This window comes from Marinobacter sp. (assembly GCF_035268745.1).
Lineage (GTDB): Bacteria > Pseudomonadota > Gammaproteobacteria > Pseudomonadales > Oleiphilaceae > Marinobacter.
This window is the reverse complement of record NZ_DATFKH010000113.1, coordinates 1-20,543: the sequence shown is the minus strand read 5'-3', so window position 1 is coordinate 20,543 and position 20,543 is coordinate 1. Positions and strand designations below refer to the sequence as shown.

Annotated in this window: 18 protein-coding genes; 7 read left to right on the top strand and 11 right to left on the bottom strand. The window is 58.7% G+C overall.

All coding sequences use genetic code 11. From position 1 onward, the window contains the following. Nucleotides 1-397 precede the first annotated feature (397 nt). Nucleotides 398-766 (top strand): nitrite reductase small subunit NirD, encoded by a 369-nt coding sequence (gene nirD, locus VJ956_RS08470; protein ID WP_324083780.1) that lies wholly within the window; start codon nucleotides 398-400, stop codon nucleotides 764-766. 143 nt (nucleotides 767-909) lie between these two features. Here the strand turns inward: nirD and VJ956_RS08465 are convergent, their stop codons facing one another. Then, nucleotides 910-4,086: an efflux RND transporter permease subunit gene (locus VJ956_RS08465; RefSeq protein WP_324083778.1), complete on the bottom strand. Its 3,177-nt coding sequence runs from the start codon at nucleotides 4,084-4,086 to the stop codon at nucleotides 910-912. Next, on the bottom strand, nucleotides 4,086-5,204 hold the full coding sequence (locus VJ956_RS08460; protein WP_324083777.1) for an efflux RND transporter periplasmic adaptor subunit: 1,119 nt from the start codon (nucleotides 5,202-5,204) through the stop codon (nucleotides 4,086-4,088). The genes VJ956_RS08465 and VJ956_RS08460 overlap by 1 nt, the downstream gene beginning before the upstream one ends. Before the next feature lie 198 nt (nucleotides 5,205-5,402). Here VJ956_RS08460 and VJ956_RS08455 point away from each other — a divergent pair, with 198 nt between their 5' ends. Beyond that, nucleotides 5,403-6,770, top strand: coding sequence for a wax ester/triacylglycerol synthase family O-acyltransferase (locus VJ956_RS08455; RefSeq protein ID WP_324083774.1), 1,368 nt, complete (start codon nucleotides 5,403-5,405; stop codon nucleotides 6,768-6,770). A 2-nt stretch (nucleotides 6,771-6,772) separates the two neighbouring features. Here VJ956_RS08455 and VJ956_RS08450 read toward each other — a convergent pair whose 3' ends face one another. The 4 genes from VJ956_RS08450 to VJ956_RS08435 form a co-directional block, all read right to left on the bottom strand. After that, nucleotides 6,773-7,183 carry a TM2 domain-containing protein gene (locus VJ956_RS08450; RefSeq protein WP_324083773.1) on the bottom strand — a complete coding sequence of 137 codons (411 nt, stop codon included), beginning with the start codon at nucleotides 7,181-7,183 and terminating at the stop codon, nucleotides 6,773-6,775. A gap of 91 nt (nucleotides 7,184-7,274) precedes the next feature. After that, a complete protein-coding gene (locus VJ956_RS08445) occupies nucleotides 7,275-8,369 on the bottom strand; it encodes a GGDEF domain-containing protein (RefSeq protein WP_324083771.1) in 1,095 nt (364 codons plus the stop codon). A gap of 137 nt (nucleotides 8,370-8,506) precedes the next feature. Further along, nucleotides 8,507-9,088, bottom strand: a complete 582-nt coding sequence (gene yfbR / locus VJ956_RS08440; RefSeq protein WP_324083768.1) for a 5'-deoxynucleotidase — start codon at nucleotides 9,086-9,088, stop codon at nucleotides 8,507-8,509. A 3-nt stretch (nucleotides 9,089-9,091) separates the two neighbouring features. Continuing rightward, nucleotides 9,092-12,019 (bottom strand): DUF748 domain-containing protein, encoded by a 2,928-nt coding sequence (locus VJ956_RS08435; protein ID WP_324083766.1) that lies wholly within the window; start codon nucleotides 12,017-12,019, stop codon nucleotides 9,092-9,094. Between the two features lie 209 nt (nucleotides 12,020-12,228). On the opposite strand from VJ956_RS08435, the gene pdxH reads away from it, so the two are divergent. The 5 genes from pdxH (at nucleotide 12,229) to VJ956_RS08410 (ending at nucleotide 15,057) form a co-directional block, all read left to right on the top strand. Next, on the top strand, nucleotides 12,229-12,849 hold the full coding sequence (pdxH, locus tag VJ956_RS08430) for a pyridoxamine 5'-phosphate oxidase (protein ID WP_324083782.1): 621 nt from the start codon (nucleotides 12,229-12,231) through the stop codon (nucleotides 12,847-12,849). Further along, entirely contained in the window at nucleotides 12,830-13,567 is a 738-nt protein-coding gene (locus VJ956_RS08425) for a 4'-phosphopantetheinyl transferase family protein (protein WP_324083764.1), read from the top strand. Before pdxH ends, VJ956_RS08425 begins: the two co-directional genes overlap by 20 nt. 65 nt (nucleotides 13,568-13,632) lie before the next feature. Then, entirely contained in the window at nucleotides 13,633-14,226 is a 594-nt protein-coding gene (locus VJ956_RS08420) for a DNA-3-methyladenine glycosylase I (protein ID WP_324083762.1), read from the top strand. An 82-nt stretch (nucleotides 14,227-14,308) separates the two neighbouring features. Then, nucleotides 14,309-14,614: a DUF6482 family protein gene (locus VJ956_RS08415; protein WP_324083761.1), complete on the top strand. Its 306-nt coding sequence runs from the start codon at nucleotides 14,309-14,311 to the stop codon at nucleotides 14,612-14,614. Next, the gene (locus tag VJ956_RS08410) at nucleotides 14,611-15,057 is read left to right on the top strand and encodes a DUF3429 domain-containing protein (protein ID WP_324083759.1); all 447 of its coding nucleotides are present in this window, start codon (nucleotides 14,611-14,613) and stop codon (nucleotides 15,055-15,057) included. Before VJ956_RS08415 ends, VJ956_RS08410 begins: the two co-directional genes overlap by 4 nt. Here the strand turns inward: VJ956_RS08410 and VJ956_RS08405 are convergent. The 5 genes from VJ956_RS08405 to VJ956_RS08385 all read right to left on the bottom strand — a co-directional run. Then, a complete protein-coding gene (locus VJ956_RS08405) occupies nucleotides 15,048-16,043 on the bottom strand; it encodes a sigma-70 family RNA polymerase sigma factor (protein WP_324083757.1) in 996 nt (331 codons plus the stop codon). The two genes, VJ956_RS08410 and VJ956_RS08405, sit on opposite strands and share 10 nt — an antisense overlap. Nucleotides 16,044-16,138: 95 nt before the next feature. Beyond that, a complete protein-coding gene (locus VJ956_RS08400; RefSeq protein WP_324083756.1) occupies nucleotides 16,139-17,581 on the bottom strand; it encodes an aspartate kinase in 1,443 nt (480 codons plus the stop codon). Between the two features lie 39 nt (nucleotides 17,582-17,620). Then, nucleotides 17,621-18,139, bottom strand: a complete 519-nt coding sequence (gene ectA / locus VJ956_RS08395; RefSeq protein ID WP_324083754.1) for a diaminobutyrate acetyltransferase — start codon at nucleotides 18,137-18,139, stop codon at nucleotides 17,621-17,623. 152 nt (nucleotides 18,140-18,291) lie between these two features. Beyond that, nucleotides 18,292-19,245, bottom strand: a complete 954-nt coding sequence (locus tag VJ956_RS08390; RefSeq protein WP_324083752.1) for a hypothetical protein — start codon at nucleotides 19,243-19,245, stop codon at nucleotides 18,292-18,294. Continuing rightward, a partial coding sequence (locus VJ956_RS08385; RefSeq protein ID WP_324083750.1) for a sodium:solute symporter family transporter occupies nucleotides 19,245-20,543 on the bottom strand: 1,299 nt, incomplete at its 5' end. The genes VJ956_RS08385 and VJ956_RS08390, both read right to left, overlap by 1 nt.

The following is a 20,543-nucleotide window of genomic DNA, read 5'->3' as shown; positions in this document are numbered from 1 at the left end:
GGTTGGCAGCTATCAGTGCGAGTGGAAGGCAGCGGTGGAAGACCCCGGCAAGCGCAAGCGGTTCCGCGAGTTTGTGAATGCGCCGGAGAAGAAGGACCCGGTGCAGCAGTGGACCATGGAGCGGGGGCAGAAGCGGCCTGTACTTGAGGGTGAAGTGGAGCCTGCCTAGGCCTTCTGGCCTGGGTGGGGCCTGCTTAGGACTGGTTGCTTGGGGTGGAGCGCGGGGGTCGGAATTTTTTCCCTTGGGAAAAAGAACTCGCTGCGCTCAGACACCTTTGTTCCCGGCGGGAAAAAAATTCCGACCCCCACGCTCACTGAGACACGAGTTTTCGCTGATTTAGAGATTGAGAGGCCGGGTTTCGACCCCCGGTATATATTAAAAGTAGTGGAGGTCTTGATGATTGGACATATTGACTGGAAAGCCGTTTGTACCGTTGACGACCTGATACCGGAATCCGGCGTTGCGGTCTGGACCGAAGACGGGCCGGTGGCGATTTTTTATCTGCCGCACCGGTTGCCGGCGTTGTTCGCGATCAGCCACACCGATCCGTTTACCGGCAAGAACGTTCTGGCGCGCGGCATCACCGGCGACCTGAAAGACCAGCCGGTGGTGGCATCACCGCTGTACAAGCAGCACTTCAACTTGGAAACCGGCCAATGCCTGGAAGATGAGGGTGTAAAGGTCAAAACCTACCAGGTTCTGCTGGACGGCGAACAACTGCGACTGGCGGTACCGGTCAAAACCCCCGAAACCGAAGTTGCCTAAGCAAAGCGAGGCCAGCAAACAGGCCGAAAAGCCGGTTTGGGGGTGGGGGGCATTTTCTGTCGGAACAAAGGTGTCTGAGCGCAGCGAGTTCTTTTTCCAGAAGAAAATGCCCCCCACCCCCGAAGCGGCGACTCCCCCAGCCATCAGGCCTCAGAGGCCGAACTCTGACTCTGACCACGATTCCGGCGCCAACTCAGCACAAACACCGTCAACGCCGGCAAAAACGTCAGCGTCACCGTCGCGGCACCCAGCAGGCCGAAGAGCACAATTGCCCCCACACCACGATAAAGCTCCGTGCCTTCACCCGGGATGAACACCAGCGGTGACAGCCCGCAGATGGTGGTCAGTGTGGTCATTGCGATGGGCCGCAGGCGGGTTGCCACCGCCATCACCACCGCATCAACAACTGATGAAGCGTGGTGCCGCAGGTTCTGCCGGGCCTGTTCCACTACCAGAATCGGGTTGTTCACCACCGTACCCATCAGAATCAGAAAGCCCAGCATGGTGATCATGTCGAAGGGCTGGCTCAGGGGTCGCAGGCCGATCAATGGCAAGAGGCCACCCACCAGGTTCATCAGTGACAGCCCGACAATACCGCCGGCAATACCCAGCGGGATCGCCGTCAGGATCAGCAGCGGGAAACCCCAGTGGGCGAAAATCGCCACCAGCAGCAGGTACACTATCACCAGGGCAATCAGAAAATTGCCGGTGAGGGCTTGCTTCGTGGCGTCGAGCTGATCGCTGGCGCCGGAGATATCGATGGACACATCCAGCGGAATCTCGCCACTGTCACGCATGGCACCGAGCAATTTGGTTTTCACCCGCTCCACGCCCACTTCCAGCGGCACATCGTCCGGCGGAATCAGGTTCAGGGTCACGGTGCGACGGCCATCCAGCCGGCGCACCGTGCTGGTGTCCACGGTTTCCTCAATGCTGGCCACACTGGATAAAGGCAGCGTCGCCCCCTGGGGGGTATGCACCATCACATCGGACAGCTGGCTCAGGCCGGGATTGCGCCCACCGCTGCCGTAGAGGTAGATGTCGATCTTGTCGTCCTCAAGGAAAAAGTCATCGACATAGGAGCCTTCGGTCAGCGAGGCCACGGTAAAGCCGATGGCCTCGGTATTCAGCCCCAGCTCGGCCGCACGGTCCCAGTCCGGGCGAACCTGAATCAGCGGTTGCGCCAGCGACAGCGTGGCCGGCCGGCTCTGGATGCGGGGGTTGTTGAAAATGCTCCGGGCCCGGTCGTAGGCAATATTGGCAACCCGGTAAATCGACACCAGGTCCGGGCCGGAAATGTCCAGGTTGATACTGCGGGTGCCGCCATCGTTACTGGAAATGATTGAACCTTTGGCTGCAAAGGCCCGCATGCCGGGGAACTGCTCGTAAAAGCCAGTGATCTGTGTCATCAGCACATCAATATGATTGGGGTTGATGGTTTCGGCAATAATACGGATGCTGGTGGGCGTGGCCTCCATATTCAGGTAGGCCATGGGCGGCACCGGGGTTTCGCCGCTCAGGTAGGGCTCCGGGCTGGCATTCACATGGGGCAGGAAATAGTCTTCCACCTGCCGGGCAATGGCCGCCATCTCATCGAGATTATAGCCCGGCGGTGCATTCATGAAGGCAAAGGTCTTGGGCTCCTCGCCCTCCGGCAGATACTCGGCCGGCGGCGTCAGCACGAGAATCACCCACAGGCTTGCCACGACGGTGCCAACAATCACCACCAGGCGCCTGATATGGCCGCTCACCATCCAGCGGACGGCCGTTACAATCGCCCCGGCCCAGCCACCGGACACCACGTTGCCCTGGGCGTCGGCCTGGTCGCTGCGGGTACCGAAATCCAGCCGTGCGCTGAGGGTCGGAATCACCGTCACCGCGATCAGCATGGAGGCCAGGATGGCGGCCGAAATGGCGATTGCCACATCCGAATACAGCTGGCCCGCTTCCTCCTCAATGAACAGTATGGGCAGAAACACCAGCATGGTGGTCGTCGTGGACGCCAGTACCGCCGGCCAGACTTCCTTTACGCCTTTCAGCGCGGATTCAAACCGGTCCAGCCCCAGGCGCCGGTGCCGCTCAATGTTTTCCAGCACCACGATGCTGTTGTCCACCGTCATACCGATGGCAAACGCCACCCCGGCCAGGGAAATCACGTTGATCGTGCGTCCGGTAATCATCAGCCCCAGGAATGCAGCGATGGCACACAGGGGAATACCGATCACCCCGGTCAGTGTCGCCTTACCCGAACGCAGAAACAGGAACATCACCAGGGTCGCAAAGGCCGCACCAATACCAAGGTTGGTCCAGACGTTGGCAATCGAGGCCTGCACATACCGGGCGTCATCGGCAGTCAGGGCCAGTTGCATGCCTTCCGGCTCCAGAACCTCGGCGTTAATACGCTCGACTTCGTCAAGCATCAGGCGCTTGATCTGGATCACGTTGGAACCGCTTTCCCGCCGCACAGACAGGCTGATCGCGCGCTGGCTGTCAATCCATGACAGCTCCCGGAGGCGTGAATGACCCTGTTTTACCGTCGCCACTTCGGACAGCCGGACAACGCTGTCGCCGTCCCGGGCCACCACCAGATTCCGCAGCTCATCCAGATCCCGGAAACGCCCGACGGTCCGCAACAGATAACGGCGCTTGCCGGCAGCGACCTCGCCACCCGACACGTCCTGGTTGCGCTGATTGATGGCATCCCGAAGGTCGAGCAGGGTCAGACCACGCTGGGCGAGAGCGGCCTCGTCCACCAGAATCTGCATCTGTCGCGCCGCACCGCCACCGACAGAGACTTCAGAAACCCCGGGCACACTCTCCATTCGCGGGCGCACCCGGTCGTCGACAAAATCCCCCATCAGTTCAATGTCGAGTTCTTTGGGGTTGTCCGGCAGGGTAGTGATGCGGAAATACATGAACGCATTGGACGAGAACGAGGTCGCCACAATTCTGGGTTCATCCACATTCCGGGGATAGTCCGGTACCTGACTCAGGGCGTTGTTGACCTGTATCAGGGTTTCAGTAATGTCCACACCAAAGGGAAACTCCAGCTCGATTTCGGCAGAGCCACTGGAAGCGCTGGACACCATCTCGCTGAGATTGGGGACGTTGCGCAGGTACTGTTCCTGCTCAATCAGGATTTCCTTCTCGATGTCCTGGGGGGTGGCCCCGGGCCACCGGGTTTCTACGGTAACTGTGCGGGTTTCCAGATCCGGAATCATCTGGACCGGAATGCGTAACGCCGCCACCGCCCCAATCACCGCAAATATCAGCGTGATCACCGTCACCAGGGTGCCGTGGCGTATCACTCCCGAGAACATCAGCGGGCGCTCCGTTCTGCCAGTCTCACCCGGGCACCCTCACGCAGGGATTCATTGCCCCGGACCACCACCTGTTCACCGCCTTCCAGGCCATCCAGCACCTGGACCCGGTTGCTGAAACTGGCGCCCAGTGTCACCCGCTTTTCCCGCACCTGGTAGATCTGCTGATCTGATGGCTCTTCCGGGGCTGATGGCTCTTTCCCGGCTGATGGCTCTGCTATCCAGACCGTGGTGCGGCCTTCCGGATAGCGGTTGATGGCATCCCGCGACACCGTCAGGCCCTGCTCGCCGGTACTGACCTGCAGCACACCTTCCACGGCCATACCGGGCAGCAGCGTCAGCGAATCCGGGCCGCTGGCGCGCAGCAGGAAAGTCCGGGCCTGAGCGTCGGTCACCGGCACCCGGGCCACGATCTCGGCTTCCACAGGTTCACGATCAGGTGATCCGGGCTCAACCAGTAATCGCGACTGACCGGAAATGCGGTCGTAGTAACTCTGGGGCACGGGAAAATCCAGCCGAAGATTGTTGGTGTCGACCAGCGTCATCAGCTCATTACCGGGCACCACCCACTCGCCAAGATCCACCCCGCGCTGGCTGATCACGCCAGAAAAAGGGGCGCGAACGTTGTGACGATCCAGTTCCACCTGCAGCCGGCTGAGCTGCGCTTCCAGCTGCGCCACCGCTGCCTGTGAGGCTGCCAGGTTGCTTTCCCGGCTGCTGACTTCGGTGGCCGCGATATTGCGACCCACACCCACAGAGCGGGCCTCGTCGAGGCGACGCCGGGCTTCCGCCAGGCGAACCTCCGCTTGGTCCAGCGCGGCACTGGCCTGGTTCCGGTCAAATTGTGCAATTTCATCGTCCAGAGCTATCAGCAGATCGCCGCTGGTCACCCGGTCACCGGTATCCACCGCCACCCGTTCGATCAGTCCGGCCACCGCTGGAGACAGCCGGGAACGCCGCAACGCACTCACGGTGCCGTTAAGCCTGACCTCACTGATGATCTCCGACTTCAATACCTGCTCCAGCGCCACACCGGGCTGGCTCTGTGCCGCTGCCTGAACGGCGAATAAACTCAGTAAACCGGCCAGCAGTAGCGACTGGCAGAACGACGACGTCACGACTGCACTCCTCATTCAATGATTTCGGCACTACTCTGCCACAAATTTACGCGCCCGAATCCCCGGCAGACGTCCTTTCACTGCTTTATCGCCGCTGAAAAAGGGGCCGCGAGAGCTTTCACCCTCCAACAATTACTGCAACACTTAGGTCAGAATCAAAACACCATAATCATAACCAAAACAACAAGAGTGCCGTTCGTGAAGCGACTGAGCCCGGTAGATCAGGTTTTTCTCTGGCTGGAGAAGCGTCAGCAACCCATGCATGTCGGTGGTTTGCAGCTTTTCAGGATTCCCGACGATGCTGGTGACCATTACGTGGCCGGGCTGGCAGACTCATTGCGATCGCAAACCGAGGCAACGCCGCCGTTCAACCTGAAGCTGACCAGCAAGTTCGGCCAGGCCGGCTGGACTGAAGACAAGGCGCTGGATCTGGAACATCATTTCCGGTTTGAGGCCCTGCCAACGCCGGGTCGCATCCGCGAACTCCTCGCGCTGGTGTCGGCGGAGCACAGTCACCTTATGGACCGGGAGCGGCCGCTCTGGGAGGTTCACCTGATTGAGGGCTTCGGCGAACGCCAGTTCGCCATGTATACCAAGGTCCATCACGCGCTGGTGGACGGTGTCTCGGCCATGCGTCTGTTTCAGAAAATGCTTACCAGTGATCCGGACCAGCGCAACATGCCGGCAATATGGTCAATGCCCAGGAACAAAAAAACCAGGGATGATCAGGAAGAGCTGTCACTGTGGCGGAACGTCTCGCACATGCTGGGGGAGTCCGGCAAACAGCTCGGTACTCTGCCCGGGGTCAGCCGGGCGTTACTGCAGACGATTCGCGAGGCCCGGAATCACCCGGTGTATCAGTCTATCTTCCACGCGCCACCGTGCATTCTGAACCAGAAAATCACCGGTTCCAGGCGCTTCGCGGCCCAGTCCTATTCCCTGCCGCGCATCAAGGCTGTCTGCAGGGCCAGCGGCACCACCATCAATGATGTGGTGATGGCCATGAGCGCTTCGGCGCTGCGGGCGTTTCTGATCAACCAGGACGCTCTGCCGACGAAACCGCTGGTGGCCATGGTGCCGGTGTCTCTGCGGCGGGATGACAGTGCCGGCGGCAATCAGGTGGGCATCATTCTCGCCTCGCTGGGCACGCACCTGAGTGACGCGGCCGAACGGCTCGACTACATTCACCAGGATGTGCAGGCGTCAAAAGCGCGTTACGCGGACATGACGCCGGAGGAAATTCTGAATTACACCAGCATGATGCTGGCCCCGGCCAGTTTCCAGTTGCTGACCGGTCTGGCGCCAAGGTGGCAGACCTTCAACGTGGTGATCTCCAACGTGCCGGGACCGAGCGAAAAGCAGTACTGGAATGGTGCCGAGCTGACCGGCAGCTACCCGGTGTCCATTGCCATGGACCGCCTGGCCCTGAACATGACCCTGAACAGTTATGGCGACCACATCGAATTCGGCCTGATCGGCTGTCGCCGCACCCTGCCCAGCCTGCAACGCATGCTGGACTACCTCGAAGAAGGGCTGACGGAACTGGAAAAGGCCTGGGTACACTAGTTTCAGAGGCCCGCCGCAATCTCCCGGTTGCGGGTGGAAATCTGCTCGTTCAACGTCCAGAAATCGTAGAGCACACCCACCAGGAACAGCCCGCCAGTCAGCAGGTACAGCAGCCCGGTAAGCCACTTGCCCATATACATCCGGTGAATACCCAGCACCCCCACGAAGGTCAGCAGAATCCAGCTCACATTAAAGCTTACCAGTCCGTCCTCGTAACGCAGATCTGCCTCACGATCCATTGCCGGTATCAGGAACAGGTCAATTATCCAGCCGATAAACAACAGCCCCAGAGTGAAAAACCAGATGGTACCGGTGATGGGTTTGCCATAGTAGAACCGGTGGGAACCCAGAAAACCGAAAATCCATAGCAGGTAACCGATCAGCTTGCTGTGAGTATTCTGGTTGGCGGTCATTGCCTGTGGTTTCCTTATGACGAGTGGATTCTGAACCGCGATGATAGGGGCCAAAGCCGGCAAAGGGCAATGGCGGCCCCAAAATACGCTGTCAGCTTCCGGACGGGCCCGCGTTCTTGCTCGGGGGCATGCCAGCGCGGACAACCCTGTTCCTCCCAGCCTGCTTGGCGGCATAAAGACGGCAGTCGGCCTCCCGGTAGAGGGTTTCAGCACTGCGGCCGTCGTCAGGAAAGTGAGCGATGCCGAATGAGGCGGTTAGCCTGATGGTGGCCTCACCATAGGTCACTTCAGTGGCGGCGATACGCCCGCGAAGCTCCTCCACCAGCTGGTAGGCGTCCTCGGGCCTCAGGTCCCGCAGAATCAGCCCGAATTCCTCGCCACCCAGCCGTCCGACCGAGTCGGATTTCCGCAATCGTTCCGTCAGCAGTTTACCGATGCGGCTGAGGGCGCGATCCCCGGCGCCGTGGCCCATGGTGTCGTTTACCCGCTTGAAATGGTCTACATCCATAATCACCAGAGCAAACCCGGACCCGTTCCGGTCGCACTCTGCAATGGTTCTGATCAGCGTGCTGTGAAAGCTGGCCTGATTGGCCAGACCGGTCAGTGAATCACTTTGCGCCATCATGAACAGTTTCAGCTCCGCTTCTTCGCGCCGGGTTTCGTAGACATGAACAAACGCCAGCATCAGCGCCGCGCACAGCACCAGATTGAGCAGGTTAATGATGGCGAGGGCACTGATAAACGAGTCGACAGAGAATGCATAAATCAGACAGCCGACAGCCAGAAAAGGCGCGCTGAGCCAGAAGCCGCCACGCTTGCCCAGCAGAAGATAAGACAGCACCGGAAACATCAGTATCCACACATAGGCGGTAATCGAGGCTTTCGGCATAATCAGAACAAGAAAAATAAAAGAAAAAATGAAAATCAGGTAGCCGTATATCCAACGCTCGAGATGGGATGTGGCCCTCAGTCGAAAACGGCCCAGAAACAGCAAACCACTGATGGTGAATTCAACGGTGGCCAAAAAAAACTGGTCATTCAGAAACTGCAGAGACCCAAAACCGATCAGGGCAACGCTCGTCACCAGAAAAATTGTCCGCATCAGTGAACGGCGGTGATCATCTCTGAGACCCGAGCGGCTCTGTTTCAGTGAAACGCCGAGATCGGTGTTCTGGTGTGCGTTCATGAGATCCGATTCCGAGATACAGGATGGTCATAAACCGCCCCTGAGCTGCAAATATACAGGGGCCGCTGACAGCCAGCAATGAGGCCGTCAAACCCACAGGTCTTCCGGCAGAGGCAGCTCGTCGGGTAAGCTACCGACTAACCCAGCAGGTTATCCAGGGGCTGCTGGTAGCCAGGCGCGAATACTTCCAGAAAATACCGTACTTCCGGCAGGCCGTCGGCTTCCAGCCTGGCCAGTATGTGTCCGGCCGCCGGCTCAAATTCCTTGTTACCCGCCCGGATTTCCGCCTGGCATTTCAGCAGGGCCGAAAGCCGGTCGGCGGCCTTTATCAGTTCCTGCTCTTCGCCAGACCATTGAGACTCCCTTATGTAGGGCGCAAAATCCGCCCGCAGGTCTTCCGGCAGTAATGCCAGCAACTCCACTTCCGCCTTCTGCTCGATGTCGCCGAAGGCTTCCCGCATCACCCTGGAGTGATACTTAACCGGCGTTGGCAGGTCACCGGTGATTACCTCAGTGGCATCGTGATAAAGCGCAGCCGCAGCGATCCGGTCAACGTTTACCTGACCGCCGAAATAGCGGTTACGGATGATGGCCAGGACATGGGCCAGCGTGGCCACCTCCCAGCTGTGGGTAGCCACGTTCTCCTCAATGGCATTACGCATCAGACCCCAACGTCTGATCCAGCGCAGCCGCGAGATATAGGCAAAAAAATGGCTCAACGGCTAACGTGCCTCCAGTTCGAATTTGACTTTCACTCCGCCACCGTCATCCTGCTCTGCCTCAAGCCGGGGCTCCAGCAGGAATAACTGGTCATCCGGCACTTCAAACTCTTTTTGCAGCGTTTGCTTCAGCCAGACACCGCGATCCCTGGCAAGATTTCTGAGAACCTCAGGCCGCAATTCAACCCGGGAAAGTAAACGGTCGACCAGCGCTTTTTCCCATGCCGGGTCATCGCCGCCACTGCTTGCGATCTGCTCACGATAGGCCGCAAGCGGCTGCTCGAAACCGGCGGCCCGATACCTCGACTCAAGGCGCTCGATGCGACCGGCTGCTGATGGCAGCTTGCTGATTTCCAGCTCTTCCGCCAGCTTCTGTCGGCGCAGGAACTCACCGTCGACTTCAGGCGAGACCGCACCACGAACCTTCAACAATAACGACGGTCGCTTGACCAGTGCCGCCGACAATGCCTCAAGCTTCGTCTGGCCACCCGGGCCAGTTGCCACCTTGCCGGGCTGAAAACTCACATACCCCAGTTCCTCACCGGCAAGCCCGGCCATGTCCGCCAGCGACCCCAGCATGCTGAAGGGCGACGTGGCCGCCTGGGCAATCAGATTGACAAAGGTACCCATAACCAACGGGGCCAGGCTGAACTTGGGATCGTCCAGATCGCCCGCAACCGGCAGGTTGATGTCGATCAAGCCCCGGGAGTCCTGCAGCAGCGCCAGGCCCAGTTTCACCGGCGCCTTCACCGCCTGCTCACTGGCAACCGTGGCCCCGAGCTCCATCTGGTCGAGCACAACATGATTGGCAGCATCAATGTTGGAGCCGATGAACCTGTAATCCAGGTCCAGATCAAGTTTGCCGCTCTTGATGCGATAGCCCAGGTATCGACTGAGGTAGGGCGACAGCGCGGGCAGGGATACGTTATCCACTTTCAATGCCAGATCGCTGACATCCTCTGTGCCAAGGGTCCCGACGGAGCCATCCAGTTTCACGCTGGCGACGTCGCCTATCCGGCCCTGCAATGAAACCCGGCCCTGTTGCGGAGCGACGTTGCTCAAACCGGTCAGGGAACCGTTCAGCCGGTCAATACGGGTAGCGAACGCGGGCTTCAGGGTTCTGTCGGCGTAGGAAACGTGACCGTCCTGCAACAGGATCTGGCCAATCCGGAAAATGAATTCGTCACTAGCCGCCGTGCTTTCCGCCCGGGAATCAGTTTCCTCGACAGGAGTCTCCGCTTGCCCGGACGATTCTGTCCCTTTGGCTGGCAGGATTTGCGCCAGATTGTGCATCCCGTCCTGCTGACGAACGACATTAACATCGGGGCCAGACAGGGTGAGAGTGCCGATTTCCAGCCGCGCTGGCGCGAGATTGTACTCCACCGGTTCCAGGCGCAGGTTTTTCCAGCCCAGCAGGGGAGACCGGGAATCCGCCATTTGCAGGTCCAGCGACGAAATCTGGCCAGTACCACTGAAAGTTCCGGTCATCGGGTCCTGCTGGTTATCAAGGTCAAGATTGCCGTCCAGGTTTAACAGTCCGTCTGCCAGAGCAAGGTTGGTTACCTCGCCCAGGTAGGAATCGAGCGCCGCCAGATTCAGATCCGCCACACTCAGACCCGCTTCCAGGGTAAACGGCTGGAGCGTGGTCTGGCCGCCAAGGTTGATCCGACCACCGCTCGCCAGGGCCAGCCCGGCCTCGTATTTCACCGGGTCCGCCAGTCTTTGGGAGAGCTGGCCGATGCTCAGATTCAGCTGCTTCAGGCTGAGATCAACAGCGGTTTCAGGCTGGTTGTCACGCCAGTTCACCTCGCCGTTGTTCAGCTCCAACCCGGCGAGGGACCAGTAGAAACGGCTGTCACCCGCCGCGGTCCCGGGGGCGTCTTCGCCCGCGGGGTCTTCCGAAACCCCGCCGTCATCCTCCGGGAATGGCTGCAACAGGTTCAGCACGCCCTCTTCGTCACGCTCGAGCCCCAGCACAACATCGTCAATCGCCACAGTCCCCACCGAAAGCTCGCGGTTGAACAGGCTGAATTCTATGCCGGGGATATGAATACGCCCGGAACGCAGTAACTCATTCTCACTGTCCGCCGCCATTGCCAAAGCCACGTCCCTCAGCTCCAGGTCACCCTCGGAGGTCGACAGCGAAAACTGTTCGCCGGAACTCAGCGAATAGCGGGTACTGACCGTAAGGCTGCCGTCACGCAGGGCATAGGGCAGATAGGGTTGGAGAAAATGGGACAGTGTTTTCTGACTGACATCCGCGATTTGCAGATAACCCGAGGAATATAGCGGAGCAACACTGAGATCTCCCTTCCATTCAATGGTCTGGCTGCCAATAGCGGCAGTAATATTATAATCGCTTTCGCTGCCCTCCCGCGGCCAGGTCGCCAGATCATTGAGGGCGAGGTCCAGGGGTGAAATCCGGAATTCCTGCAGTTCAGACTGGCTGAAATCCCGGAACAGGACACTGCCCCCGGTAATCCTCGCCCGGCTCAGGAGCAGCTTCAAAGCAGCGGCAGTTCCGGTTTCTTCCGGCACCGGTGCCTCAGCGGCCGGGTTATTAGTCTGCCAGTCGCGGGCAAAGTTGACGCTGTAATCTGCCCTCAGGTCCAGGCGGGCAAAGGGTTCGTCCAGCTCCAGGTTATCAAGGGCGACAATGCCGGTAGCCAGCTGTAACACGCCAACATTCACGAACAGCCGGTCAAATGCCAATACCGGTTCGCCATCCCCGTCCTCGGCGGCCAGGGCCGAGGCCTCCAGACTCATGGCAAACGGATTGATCTGCACATTTTCAATTGTCGCCTGCCAGCCCATATGCCGTTCCAGGCGCTCTGGAATTGCGCGTTCGAGCCACCAGGGCAGGATAACGAATCCCGCCAGCGCGTAAAGCACAACCAGAATCAGGGCAGTGATAGATAACTTGCGGGCCAAACCAGATACTCCTGCATCCCAACAGACGGACAGACCGGAAGGCAGCGAACCGGGTGCGCTCCTTCTTTATTACAGGATAGCCCTCCGATGCCTGTTTTGTCAGCCGTGAAGATTGGGAACTGACAACCATGACTGAACTGGATAGTCTGTTTACCAGTATTGATGCACTGGTTTCACGGAAAAGGATATTAGCTGTGGATATTGGAGACATGCGCCGGGATTTCGAAAGCAACGGGCTGGATCGCGAGGATCTGGATAATAATCCGGTACGGCAGTTCGGACAGTGGTTTGAAGAGGCCAGAACAGCAGCCATTCTTGAACCCAATGCCATGTCACTGGCGACAGTGGGGGCTGACGGTTTTCCGGATATCCGCACGGTGCTGTTAAAATACTTCGATGACGCTGGTTTCGTGTTTTACACCAATTACCACAGCCGCAAGGCTGAAGAGCTCGCCGCCAACCCCAGGGCCGGGCTTTTGTTTCCCTGGCTGGGACTGAACCGGCAGGTGAAGATTCAGGGCACCGTGAACAAGGTCAGCAAAACCGAGTCCCTGCGCTATTTCGCGTCCCGTCCCCGGGGCAGCCAGATCGGCGCCTGGGTCTCCGAGCAGAGCAAGGCTATCACCTCACGCGGCCTGCTGGAGCAGAAAGTGGCGGAAATGAAACGCAAGTTCAGCGAGGGCGAGGTGCCCCTGCCGGACTTCTGGGGGGGTTATCGCGTAATACCCGAACGTATTGAATTCTGGCAGGGGCGGCCAAGTCGTCTGCACGACCGCTTCGAATACGTCCGCAAGGGCGAGGGGTGGACCATTGAACGACTGCAACCCTGACCCGGCGCCGGCCATCTGGATGTGTGACAGCACCCGGGTCCGGTCAGCCCAAAGCCCTGCCTGGATGACTGCAGGCGAGCGGCAGCGAGTTGCGGGGTTATCCGGCGCAGCGCGAGAGGATTTTGTTGCCAGCCGGTGGTTGATCCGCCGGGCGCTGTCGCAGGCATCGGGCACCCTGGCCAGCCATTGTCGGCCAGTCGAAGGCCGCCCTGACCGCTCAGACCAGCCGCCGGGGTGGCGCCTGTCACTGAGCCACAGTGCCGGGCTGGCTGGCTGCGCAGTCTCCCGGGGCACACCGATCGGGCTCGATCTTGAGCCCATGGCCCGCAGGCCAGAATGGCAGAAAGTGGTGGCCCGCTGGTTCTCGTCACAGGAACAGGCCTGGCTGCTGGCGGCCAATGATGCCGCGGCCTTCCTGAAAGTCTGGACACTCAAGGAGGCCTGGCTGAAAGCAACCGGCAGAGGCATTGCCAACAACCTCAAGACTCTCGATATAACCGCTGACTTCGAGCTTCGGGGGGATCGTCCCGGCGAGCCCTGGCGGGCCTGCCTGGGTAACTCCGCCGATCATTGGGTGGCTCTGGTCTACCAGAGCAGTGTGCCGCCCCGGGGATTTACCATTGCCGGAGCGGTCGATACCACCAGTCTGGAAGCGGATGGGTCTGGTGCCCGCCCGGTTGACTGGATCATTCAGCGACGGATTCATTCCACTTTCTGAATCCGGCTCAGGAGGCCAGAGCAAGTGAAAGCAGACAGATCAGGCTGGCGAGGCACGGAAGCAGGATGAACAGCCACGATATGCGCCCACAGCGATGTCCCTGGTGTGGCAATGACCCACTCTATGTGGCCTACCATGACAGGGTCTGGGGCGTACCTGAATACGACAGCCTGGCACTGTTCGAGAAACTCTGCCTGGACGGACAGCAGGCCGGGCTGAGCTGGCTCACCATTCTTAAAAAGCAGGCCTCCTACCGGGCCGCCTATGACCATTTCGATCCGCAGAAAATCGCCCGTTACGATGAGCAGAAAATCCTGTCATTACTGGGCGACCCCGGCATTATTCGCAACCGGCTCAAGGTCGAGTCCATTATCCGCAATGCCAGAAGTTATCTGCAACTGACATCGGATGGCAGCTCTTTCAGCGATTTCCTGTGGTCCTTTGTAGGCGGCAGTCCGATCCAGAACAACTGGAAAGTCTTCGAGCAGGTGCCGGTTTTTACGCCAGAGGCCGAGGCAATGTCCAGGGCCCTGAAACGTGAAGGCTTCAATTTTGTCGGCCCGACCATCGTTTATGCCTTCATGCAGGCCACCGGAATGGTGAACGATCATCTGGTTTGCTGCCCCCGGCATGCCGAATGCCGCGCGTTGGCGAATTGAATAGCAAGTGATTCAGGCTATCGACTGATCCCATGGAATCTATCGGTCGTAAAACTGACAGCATATTTCCTCGGAGTCCGCTGTGCGAATTACTCTAGAAGACCTTAACAAACAATCCGACGTAACCATTGATCTGCTGGAGATCCTTTCCATCGAGGGGCAGCAGTACCTGGCCAGACTGCTGATTGACGGCGAAGTTTATTTGCTTTCCGATGCCGACGGGAAAACCCGCCTGTTTCGTGGTAGCTGGCAGATCCAGGACACGCTGGGCGCTTTCAGGATAACCGCAACCGATGTGGTCCACGATTCCGCCTACCACGAAATGGTCGGCATGGCACCCTCGGAAGTGGCGCCCATGCGAATCCGGGTGCAGGGGCAAGGCTCATGATCGCAGTCGCCAGACTGGCGTTCCTCGTGGGTATTGCCGGCCTGATTCCATTTCTCGCCGCGATCATTTCACTGTTTGCCATGCAGTATGACAACGGCATCGCGTTGCACTATTTCTACCTATACAGCGCCGGCATTCTCGCCTTTATGGCCGGGGTCTACTGGCCTCTTGCCATGCAGCTGGACAACCGCTGTTATCCCCTGTCGCCGCTGGTAACCATGCTGCTGAGCCAGGTTTTTTTCCTGTCCGCAGGCATTGGCCTGCTGCTGCCTACAGCTGCGCAGGTCATTCTCTACACCCTTGCCTACCTGGGGCTCTATTTTGTCGACGCGAAATGGATGCGAGTGTACTGGCCAGACTGGTATCTGCGCCTGCGCCTGGGCCTGACAGCCGTTGTGCTGGCTTGTCAGCTAATCGCCGGCGTAATCGTCTTTTATGGCTGAATCTGGTCCGGATTATCAAAACGCGCTTTCAGCTTTCGCAAAGCTTTCTTCTCGATCTGGCGAACCCGTTCGCGGCTGATTCCCAGCTTCTCGGAAATGACCTGAAGTGTTTCGGGCTCCGGCCGGTTGAGGCCAAATCTCCGGGAAAGAATATCCTGCTCGCGTTCGTTCAGCTCGGCAAGAAGCGCCGACAGGGTGCGTTTGCGGTCACGGTCCGCCATCTCATGGTCAGGAGCAGCGCCTTCGTCGGCACTGAGACTGTCACCAAGGGTAATATCCACCCCGGAGGCGACCGGCGAATCCACGGACAGCTCGGCAATCGCCAGGGCCCGCAGTTCACCGACCCGTGAGGGTGACGCCTCGATTTCCTGCGCCAGCTCGGACTGGGAGGGCATACGCCCCAGGCTCTGGTGCAACGCCAGTGATGCCTTTTGCAGCGAGCGAATTTCGTCCACCACATTCTCAGGTGTATGCACCAGGCGGGTGCCCCGCTTCATGCAGCGCTTGACCTCTTCACTTATCCACCAGTAGGCATAGGTGGAAAACTTGAAGCCTTTGGTCGGATCAAATCTCTCGACTGCCTTGATAAGGCCGACATTGGCATCCTGAATAATATCGTTCATCGGGATGCCGCGGTTGGAGTAACGCCGGGCAATGTGAACGGCCAGACGCAGATTGCTCTGGATCAACAACCTCCGGCCCGCCGAGGCAAGAAGATAGGCACGGCGACACCCGGTTGAGAAGGCACAGGCATCGCCCATGCTGCCGACAACGTCCCGGTAGGTCTGCGGGGTATCGGCTGGCAACGCCAGTTCCCGGGTCATAACCCGATAGCAGGAAGAGAGCCGGCGAGAGAGTTTTCTCTCGGCCTCGCCACTTAACAGCTGATAACGGGACGCATCCCTGAAATACAGCCCGACGAGAGATTCGGTATCGCCAGCGTGGCCCTGGGTCGGAGAGTGACCAGGGATTTGAAGTTCACTCATAGCATAGGCTCCGGTCACGTATATGCTGAAAAATACGCGACCGGACCTGCGCTGGATTGCTCTGAAGGGCAGCCGCTGCCGTCAGGTGGGCAGCATCAGGCCGCTACTATGGCATACTCGTGGTTGTGGGGTTCGATCAGCACGCCGTGGAGCGCCACAATCGATTTCTCGTAATCGTCTTCGTCGACCACAAACTGCATGTCTACCTGACGCATACACTGGTGCATGGCCAGGATACTGATTTTTTCGTCCGCCAGCGCCTTTACCGAGCGTGCCAGAATCCCTGGCACTTTCATATCACTGCCGATGGCCGATACCAGCGCCACTTTGCGGGTGTTGACCTCGGCATTGGGAAATTCTTCCTTCAGCACTTTTACCACACGCTTGACATGCTTCAGAGTGCTGCCGAGATAGTGGGTAATGGTGTTGGCGTTGGTGTCCTTCGCCATAAAGCGCACCTTGAAACGGCTGAGCACATCCAGAATGCGACGGTCGGAACCTGGCTCGCCCTGCATGTCCTGATCAAACACCTCAATCGCAAATACGCCCTTGGCACCGGCAATAATTTCTACCTGAGGTACTTCACTGACGTAATCGCCGGTGATCAGCGTGCCGGTGTGCTCCGGTTCGAACGTGTTCATTACCCGCAAAGGTGTCTCATTCTGGCGAAGGCCCTTGCCCGCTTTCGGGTGAATGGCTTCCATACCCAGGTTTGCGAGCTGATCTGCGACGTCATAGTTGGTTCGACCCAGCGGCACCACCTTGTCGGCACCCACAATATTGGGATCTGCCGAGCTCAGGTGATATTCCTTGTGAATAATTGCCTCACGGGCGTTGGTAATGACGGCGACACGGCTGAAGGTCATCTCACTGTAGCCACGGTCAAACGTGCGCATCAGACCCTCGCGGCACTGGGCATAGCCGGTCACGATCGGCAGTTCACGGGTCAGGTCGACCGCATCGAAGGTCTGCTTGAGCTTTTCGTCCAGCGGCAGCAATTCCGAATCCCGCCAGCCGGTGAGGTCCACAAACCTTGCGTTGACTCCTTCCTGCTGCAGTTTGAGCGCGGTATTAAAAGCGCTGTGGGCCTCGCCGATACCGGCCAGCATTTCCCGGACAGTCAGCAGATGCTCTTCAAGCTGGAACTGGCCATAGGAACACAGGCGCTGAAGATCGATCAGACAGCCCCGGACACCCTCGATACGGTCAGTGATGAACTGATCCGCCTGCTGCTTCAGCATCGAGTCCTGAAACAGCTCGCCGTTCTTGTCGGTCAGGAACTTGACCAGCTTGGTCAGGTCGTCGCCCCAGGCCCAGTCGGATTCCGCGTCGGCAAACAGGGCATAGACTCCGGGCTCACCGGTTTTCTTGTGCTCCAGAAGCTCGTCAGTGACGCCACCATAGGCCGACACCACAAAAATTCGCTGGTAAAGGTCGTCCTTGTCGCGATCGCCGATAAATATATTGTCACGAACGGCCTCATAATTGCTCATTGAGGTGCCGCCGATTTTCTCCACGGTGTGCAGTTGGCTGCTCATAATCTATCCGTTAATCTCGTTGCCAAATGGTGAATCCATTCATGCGTTGTGTTCTGTGAAGGGCCCGATTCTCAGCAGAAACTCCGAATCATGGTGACCACCAAAATGAGCTTCCTTCTCAAAATGCTCATGGTAAGTCACTTCCGCCCCCATATCCCGCGCAAACGAGCGGAACAGTGCCCATGAAGCCTCGTTGTCACCGGTGATGGTGGTTTCCATATGGGTGACATTGCGGCAGGCGTCGCGAGCCACGATGTATTTCAGCATCCGCTTGGCCAGACCGGCTCCCCGACCCTTCTCGTGCACCGCAACCTGCCAGACAAAGACCGTTTCCGGTTGCCCGGGCGGAATATATCCGGAAATAAAACCGACCATATCGCCCGCTTTTTCAGCGGCAACGCCAGTTTCGGCAAAATGGCTGCATTGAAGAAGGTTGCAATAGATGGAATTGGGATCAAGTGGCGGACACTCGGCCACCAGCTGGTGCAGTCTGTAGCCATCATCTTTCACCGGTGGGCGAAGAACAATGGCGGTGGAATTGGCACTGTCTGCTGTCATGTTTTGATGGTTTCGCTTAAAAAAATAGGGCTTAAATTATATAGACCACAATATATTTATCAAGTCGGGCAGCGGTCGCCCGACCACACACCGCTCCAGTATAATCCCTCTCGGAATACACCGCTGTTACCATTTTACCAAGCCCGACATCTTCAGTTGCAGCCGGCAAATACGAAGTGGCCAACGTCAATCAACGTGCCAGATACCAGCCTGTTCCGGTAGGACTCAGCAGCGGCGGAACCAGGGGGCCAGAGGCGGTCAAATTCGGCCAGCCAGGCCTCCGTCTCAAACCCGACCGGCCGCAAAGACACGCTCACACCATTGCCCCTGAGGCCTGCGAGAGACTGGCCCGATTCATTATCCAGCGCGATCCGCGTAATCAGGCCGCGTGCATCCGACTTCAGGTTGCCCATGCCGGCCGAACCATTGTTGGCCACGAGCCGCCGGCACCCGTCAACCTCACCGGACCAGAGCAGCGGCAGGCAGGTATGGGTACAGGCAATGACATCAGCGCCGGAGCGACCGAACCAGTCGTTCAGTTGCAGTTCGTTACCATTTGTAAAGGCTTCATAAGCCAGTCCCCATCCCGCCATGGACTCAGGGTCGCCGTGCAGAATCAGAATCTTTAGGCCTCCAAACAACAGGCACCGATATCGCGGCAATGCGTTCAGTCGGTCCTGAATATCCGGGTGTCCCGCGGCCACGCCCTGCAGACGCTCCATAATGGCATTGGAGCGCTCGACTATGCCCTGATCGACAAACCGGGGGTAAGCGCAACCACACCCGGCGCCATCATTTGGATTTGCCAGCTCATATTCCACGTTACCCAGGCTGACAGTGTGCTTCAGTACCCGCTCATTGAGTTCCCGGAACAGCTGATCGCTGGCATTGAACCAGTTAAAATCGCCGTTGAACACCAGCGTAACCGAACGCCCCTGATGTTTTTCCTCCGCCGCCATACGTTCGATTTCATCCAGGGCATAAGGGTTGCCATAAAGCCCGCCGATGACATAAAGCACGTCAGCATTCACGACTTCAGGCTCTGCGCAGAGATCCCCGGGGCGATAGCGGTAGGCCAGCGGACAGCTTCGACCTTCGGTCATCATCAGGCCTCCCCGGCAGCAAGTGAACGGCCTGCCAGCAGTCGCAGTGCCAGTGGCAGGAAGAAGCCGGCGGTGCAGATCAGGAACCCGTAGGCGTTCACTCCCAGCAACATGGCGTACTTGCCATCGCCAATCGCCCAGCTGGACGGTATCAATCCGGTCGCCAACAACAGTCCAAGACCCAGACCAGTCCAGAAACTCAGGTGAAAGCTCCAGGGCGACCAGCGGGTAAAGCCGTAGAACAGAAACACCGGCGCCAGCCCCATAACCATGGTGCCGGAGATGGTTGTGGCCTTGAGAATGTCGGTACCGGCGAACATCGGCAGGTTGCCCAGGAACGCGAAGATAGTCATGATCACCGCACCCACACGCACGCTCGGCAACCGGTCCTGCGCCCGCCTCGCCAGCCTTGGCAGATCCACCGCCAGGGACTTGGCGAGGGAACTGAAAGTGGAGTCGAGCGTGGAGCCGGCAGAGGTCATCATGATCACGCTCATAAAGAACAGGGCCGCCAGCCCCAGCGACTGACCCACTGCTGCCGGCGCATTGCCCATGGCCTCAATACCATTCAGGCGGGCATGGACACCCACCAGACTGAAGATAAACACCGCCACAAAACCCAGCAAGCCGGCTACCACGAAACTCTTGAGCATCGTCTTCTCTTTATTCACAAAGCCCCGGTCGGTAAGCACCGGATCGTGGAACGGATAGCTGAACATCTGCAGCAAAGCCACCAGCAACAGGTCAAAACCGGCATTAAGCCTGAACTCGCCATTACTGAGCAAAGCACTGGTGTCGTTGGCCGGGATGATCAGGAACAACACCGCCCCCAGAAAGAAAACAAACACAAAGGTCTGAATCACGTCGGTGAAAATCGATGACCGCAACCCGCCCTTGAGGCTGTAAGCCAGGGTGAACAGGGTAAACAGCATGGCCGCCGTGTAGTGTTCCCACTCACCAGGGAGGCCGAAATAGCCGCCCACCACCGCCGTATTACTCCAGACTTCGTTATACAGCCGGATCAGAATCGCCGCGGCAAAGGCCAGGCTGGCCAGCCGGCCAAAGCGGGAGGTCAGAAACTCCTGGAGGCTGCGGGCGCCGGTCTGGGTCCGGATCAGATAGATGATGTAGCCGGCCACCGGAATCGACAGCCAGTAACTGGCATAGGCAAGGCCACCGGTCACACCATAGGCCGCGCCCAGATTGGCGGCATTGGTCACCGACTTGGCAAAGATCCAGCTGATAAAGATACTGGCCGTCAGTGACCACTGCCCCACCGGGTTACCCTGGTCATCCGCCCC

Excerpts from the sequence above, each read along its gene's own strand:
- nirD (WP_324083780.1), top strand. The coding sequence starts at position 398 with ATGATTGGACATATTGACTGGAAAGCCGTTTGTACCGTTGACGACCTG.
- VJ956_RS08465 (WP_324083778.1), bottom strand. The coding sequence starts at position 4,086 with ATGTTCTCGGGAGTGATACGCCACGGCACCCTGGTGACGGTGATCACG.
- VJ956_RS08450 (WP_324083773.1), bottom strand. The coding sequence starts at position 7,183 with ATGACCGCCAACCAGAATACTCACAGCAAGCTGATCGGTTACCTGCTA.
- VJ956_RS08445 (WP_324083771.1), bottom strand. The coding sequence starts at position 8,369 with ATGAACGCACACCAGAACACCGATCTCGGCGTTTCACTGAAACAGAGC.
- pdxH (WP_324083782.1), top strand. The coding sequence starts at position 12,229 with ATGCGCCGGGATTTCGAAAGCAACGGGCTGGATCGCGAGGATCTGGAT.
- VJ956_RS08420 (WP_324083762.1), top strand. The coding sequence starts at position 13,633 with ATGAACAGCCACGATATGCGCCCACAGCGATGTCCCTGGTGTGGCAAT.
- VJ956_RS08410 (WP_324083759.1), top strand. The coding sequence starts at position 14,611 with ATGATCGCAGTCGCCAGACTGGCGTTCCTCGTGGGTATTGCCGGCCTG.
- VJ956_RS08405 (WP_324083757.1), bottom strand. The coding sequence starts at position 16,043 with ATGAGTGAACTTCAAATCCCTGGTCACTCTCCGACCCAGGGCCACGCT.
- VJ956_RS08400 (WP_324083756.1), bottom strand. The coding sequence starts at position 17,581 with ATGAGCAGCCAACTGCACACCGTGGAGAAAATCGGCGGCACCTCAATG.
- ectA (WP_324083754.1), bottom strand. The coding sequence starts at position 18,139 with ATGACAGCAGACAGTGCCAATTCCACCGCCATTGTTCTTCGCCCACCG.
- VJ956_RS08390 (WP_324083752.1), bottom strand. The coding sequence starts at position 19,245 with ATGATGACCGAAGGTCGAAGCTGTCCGCTGGCCTACCGCTATCGCCCC.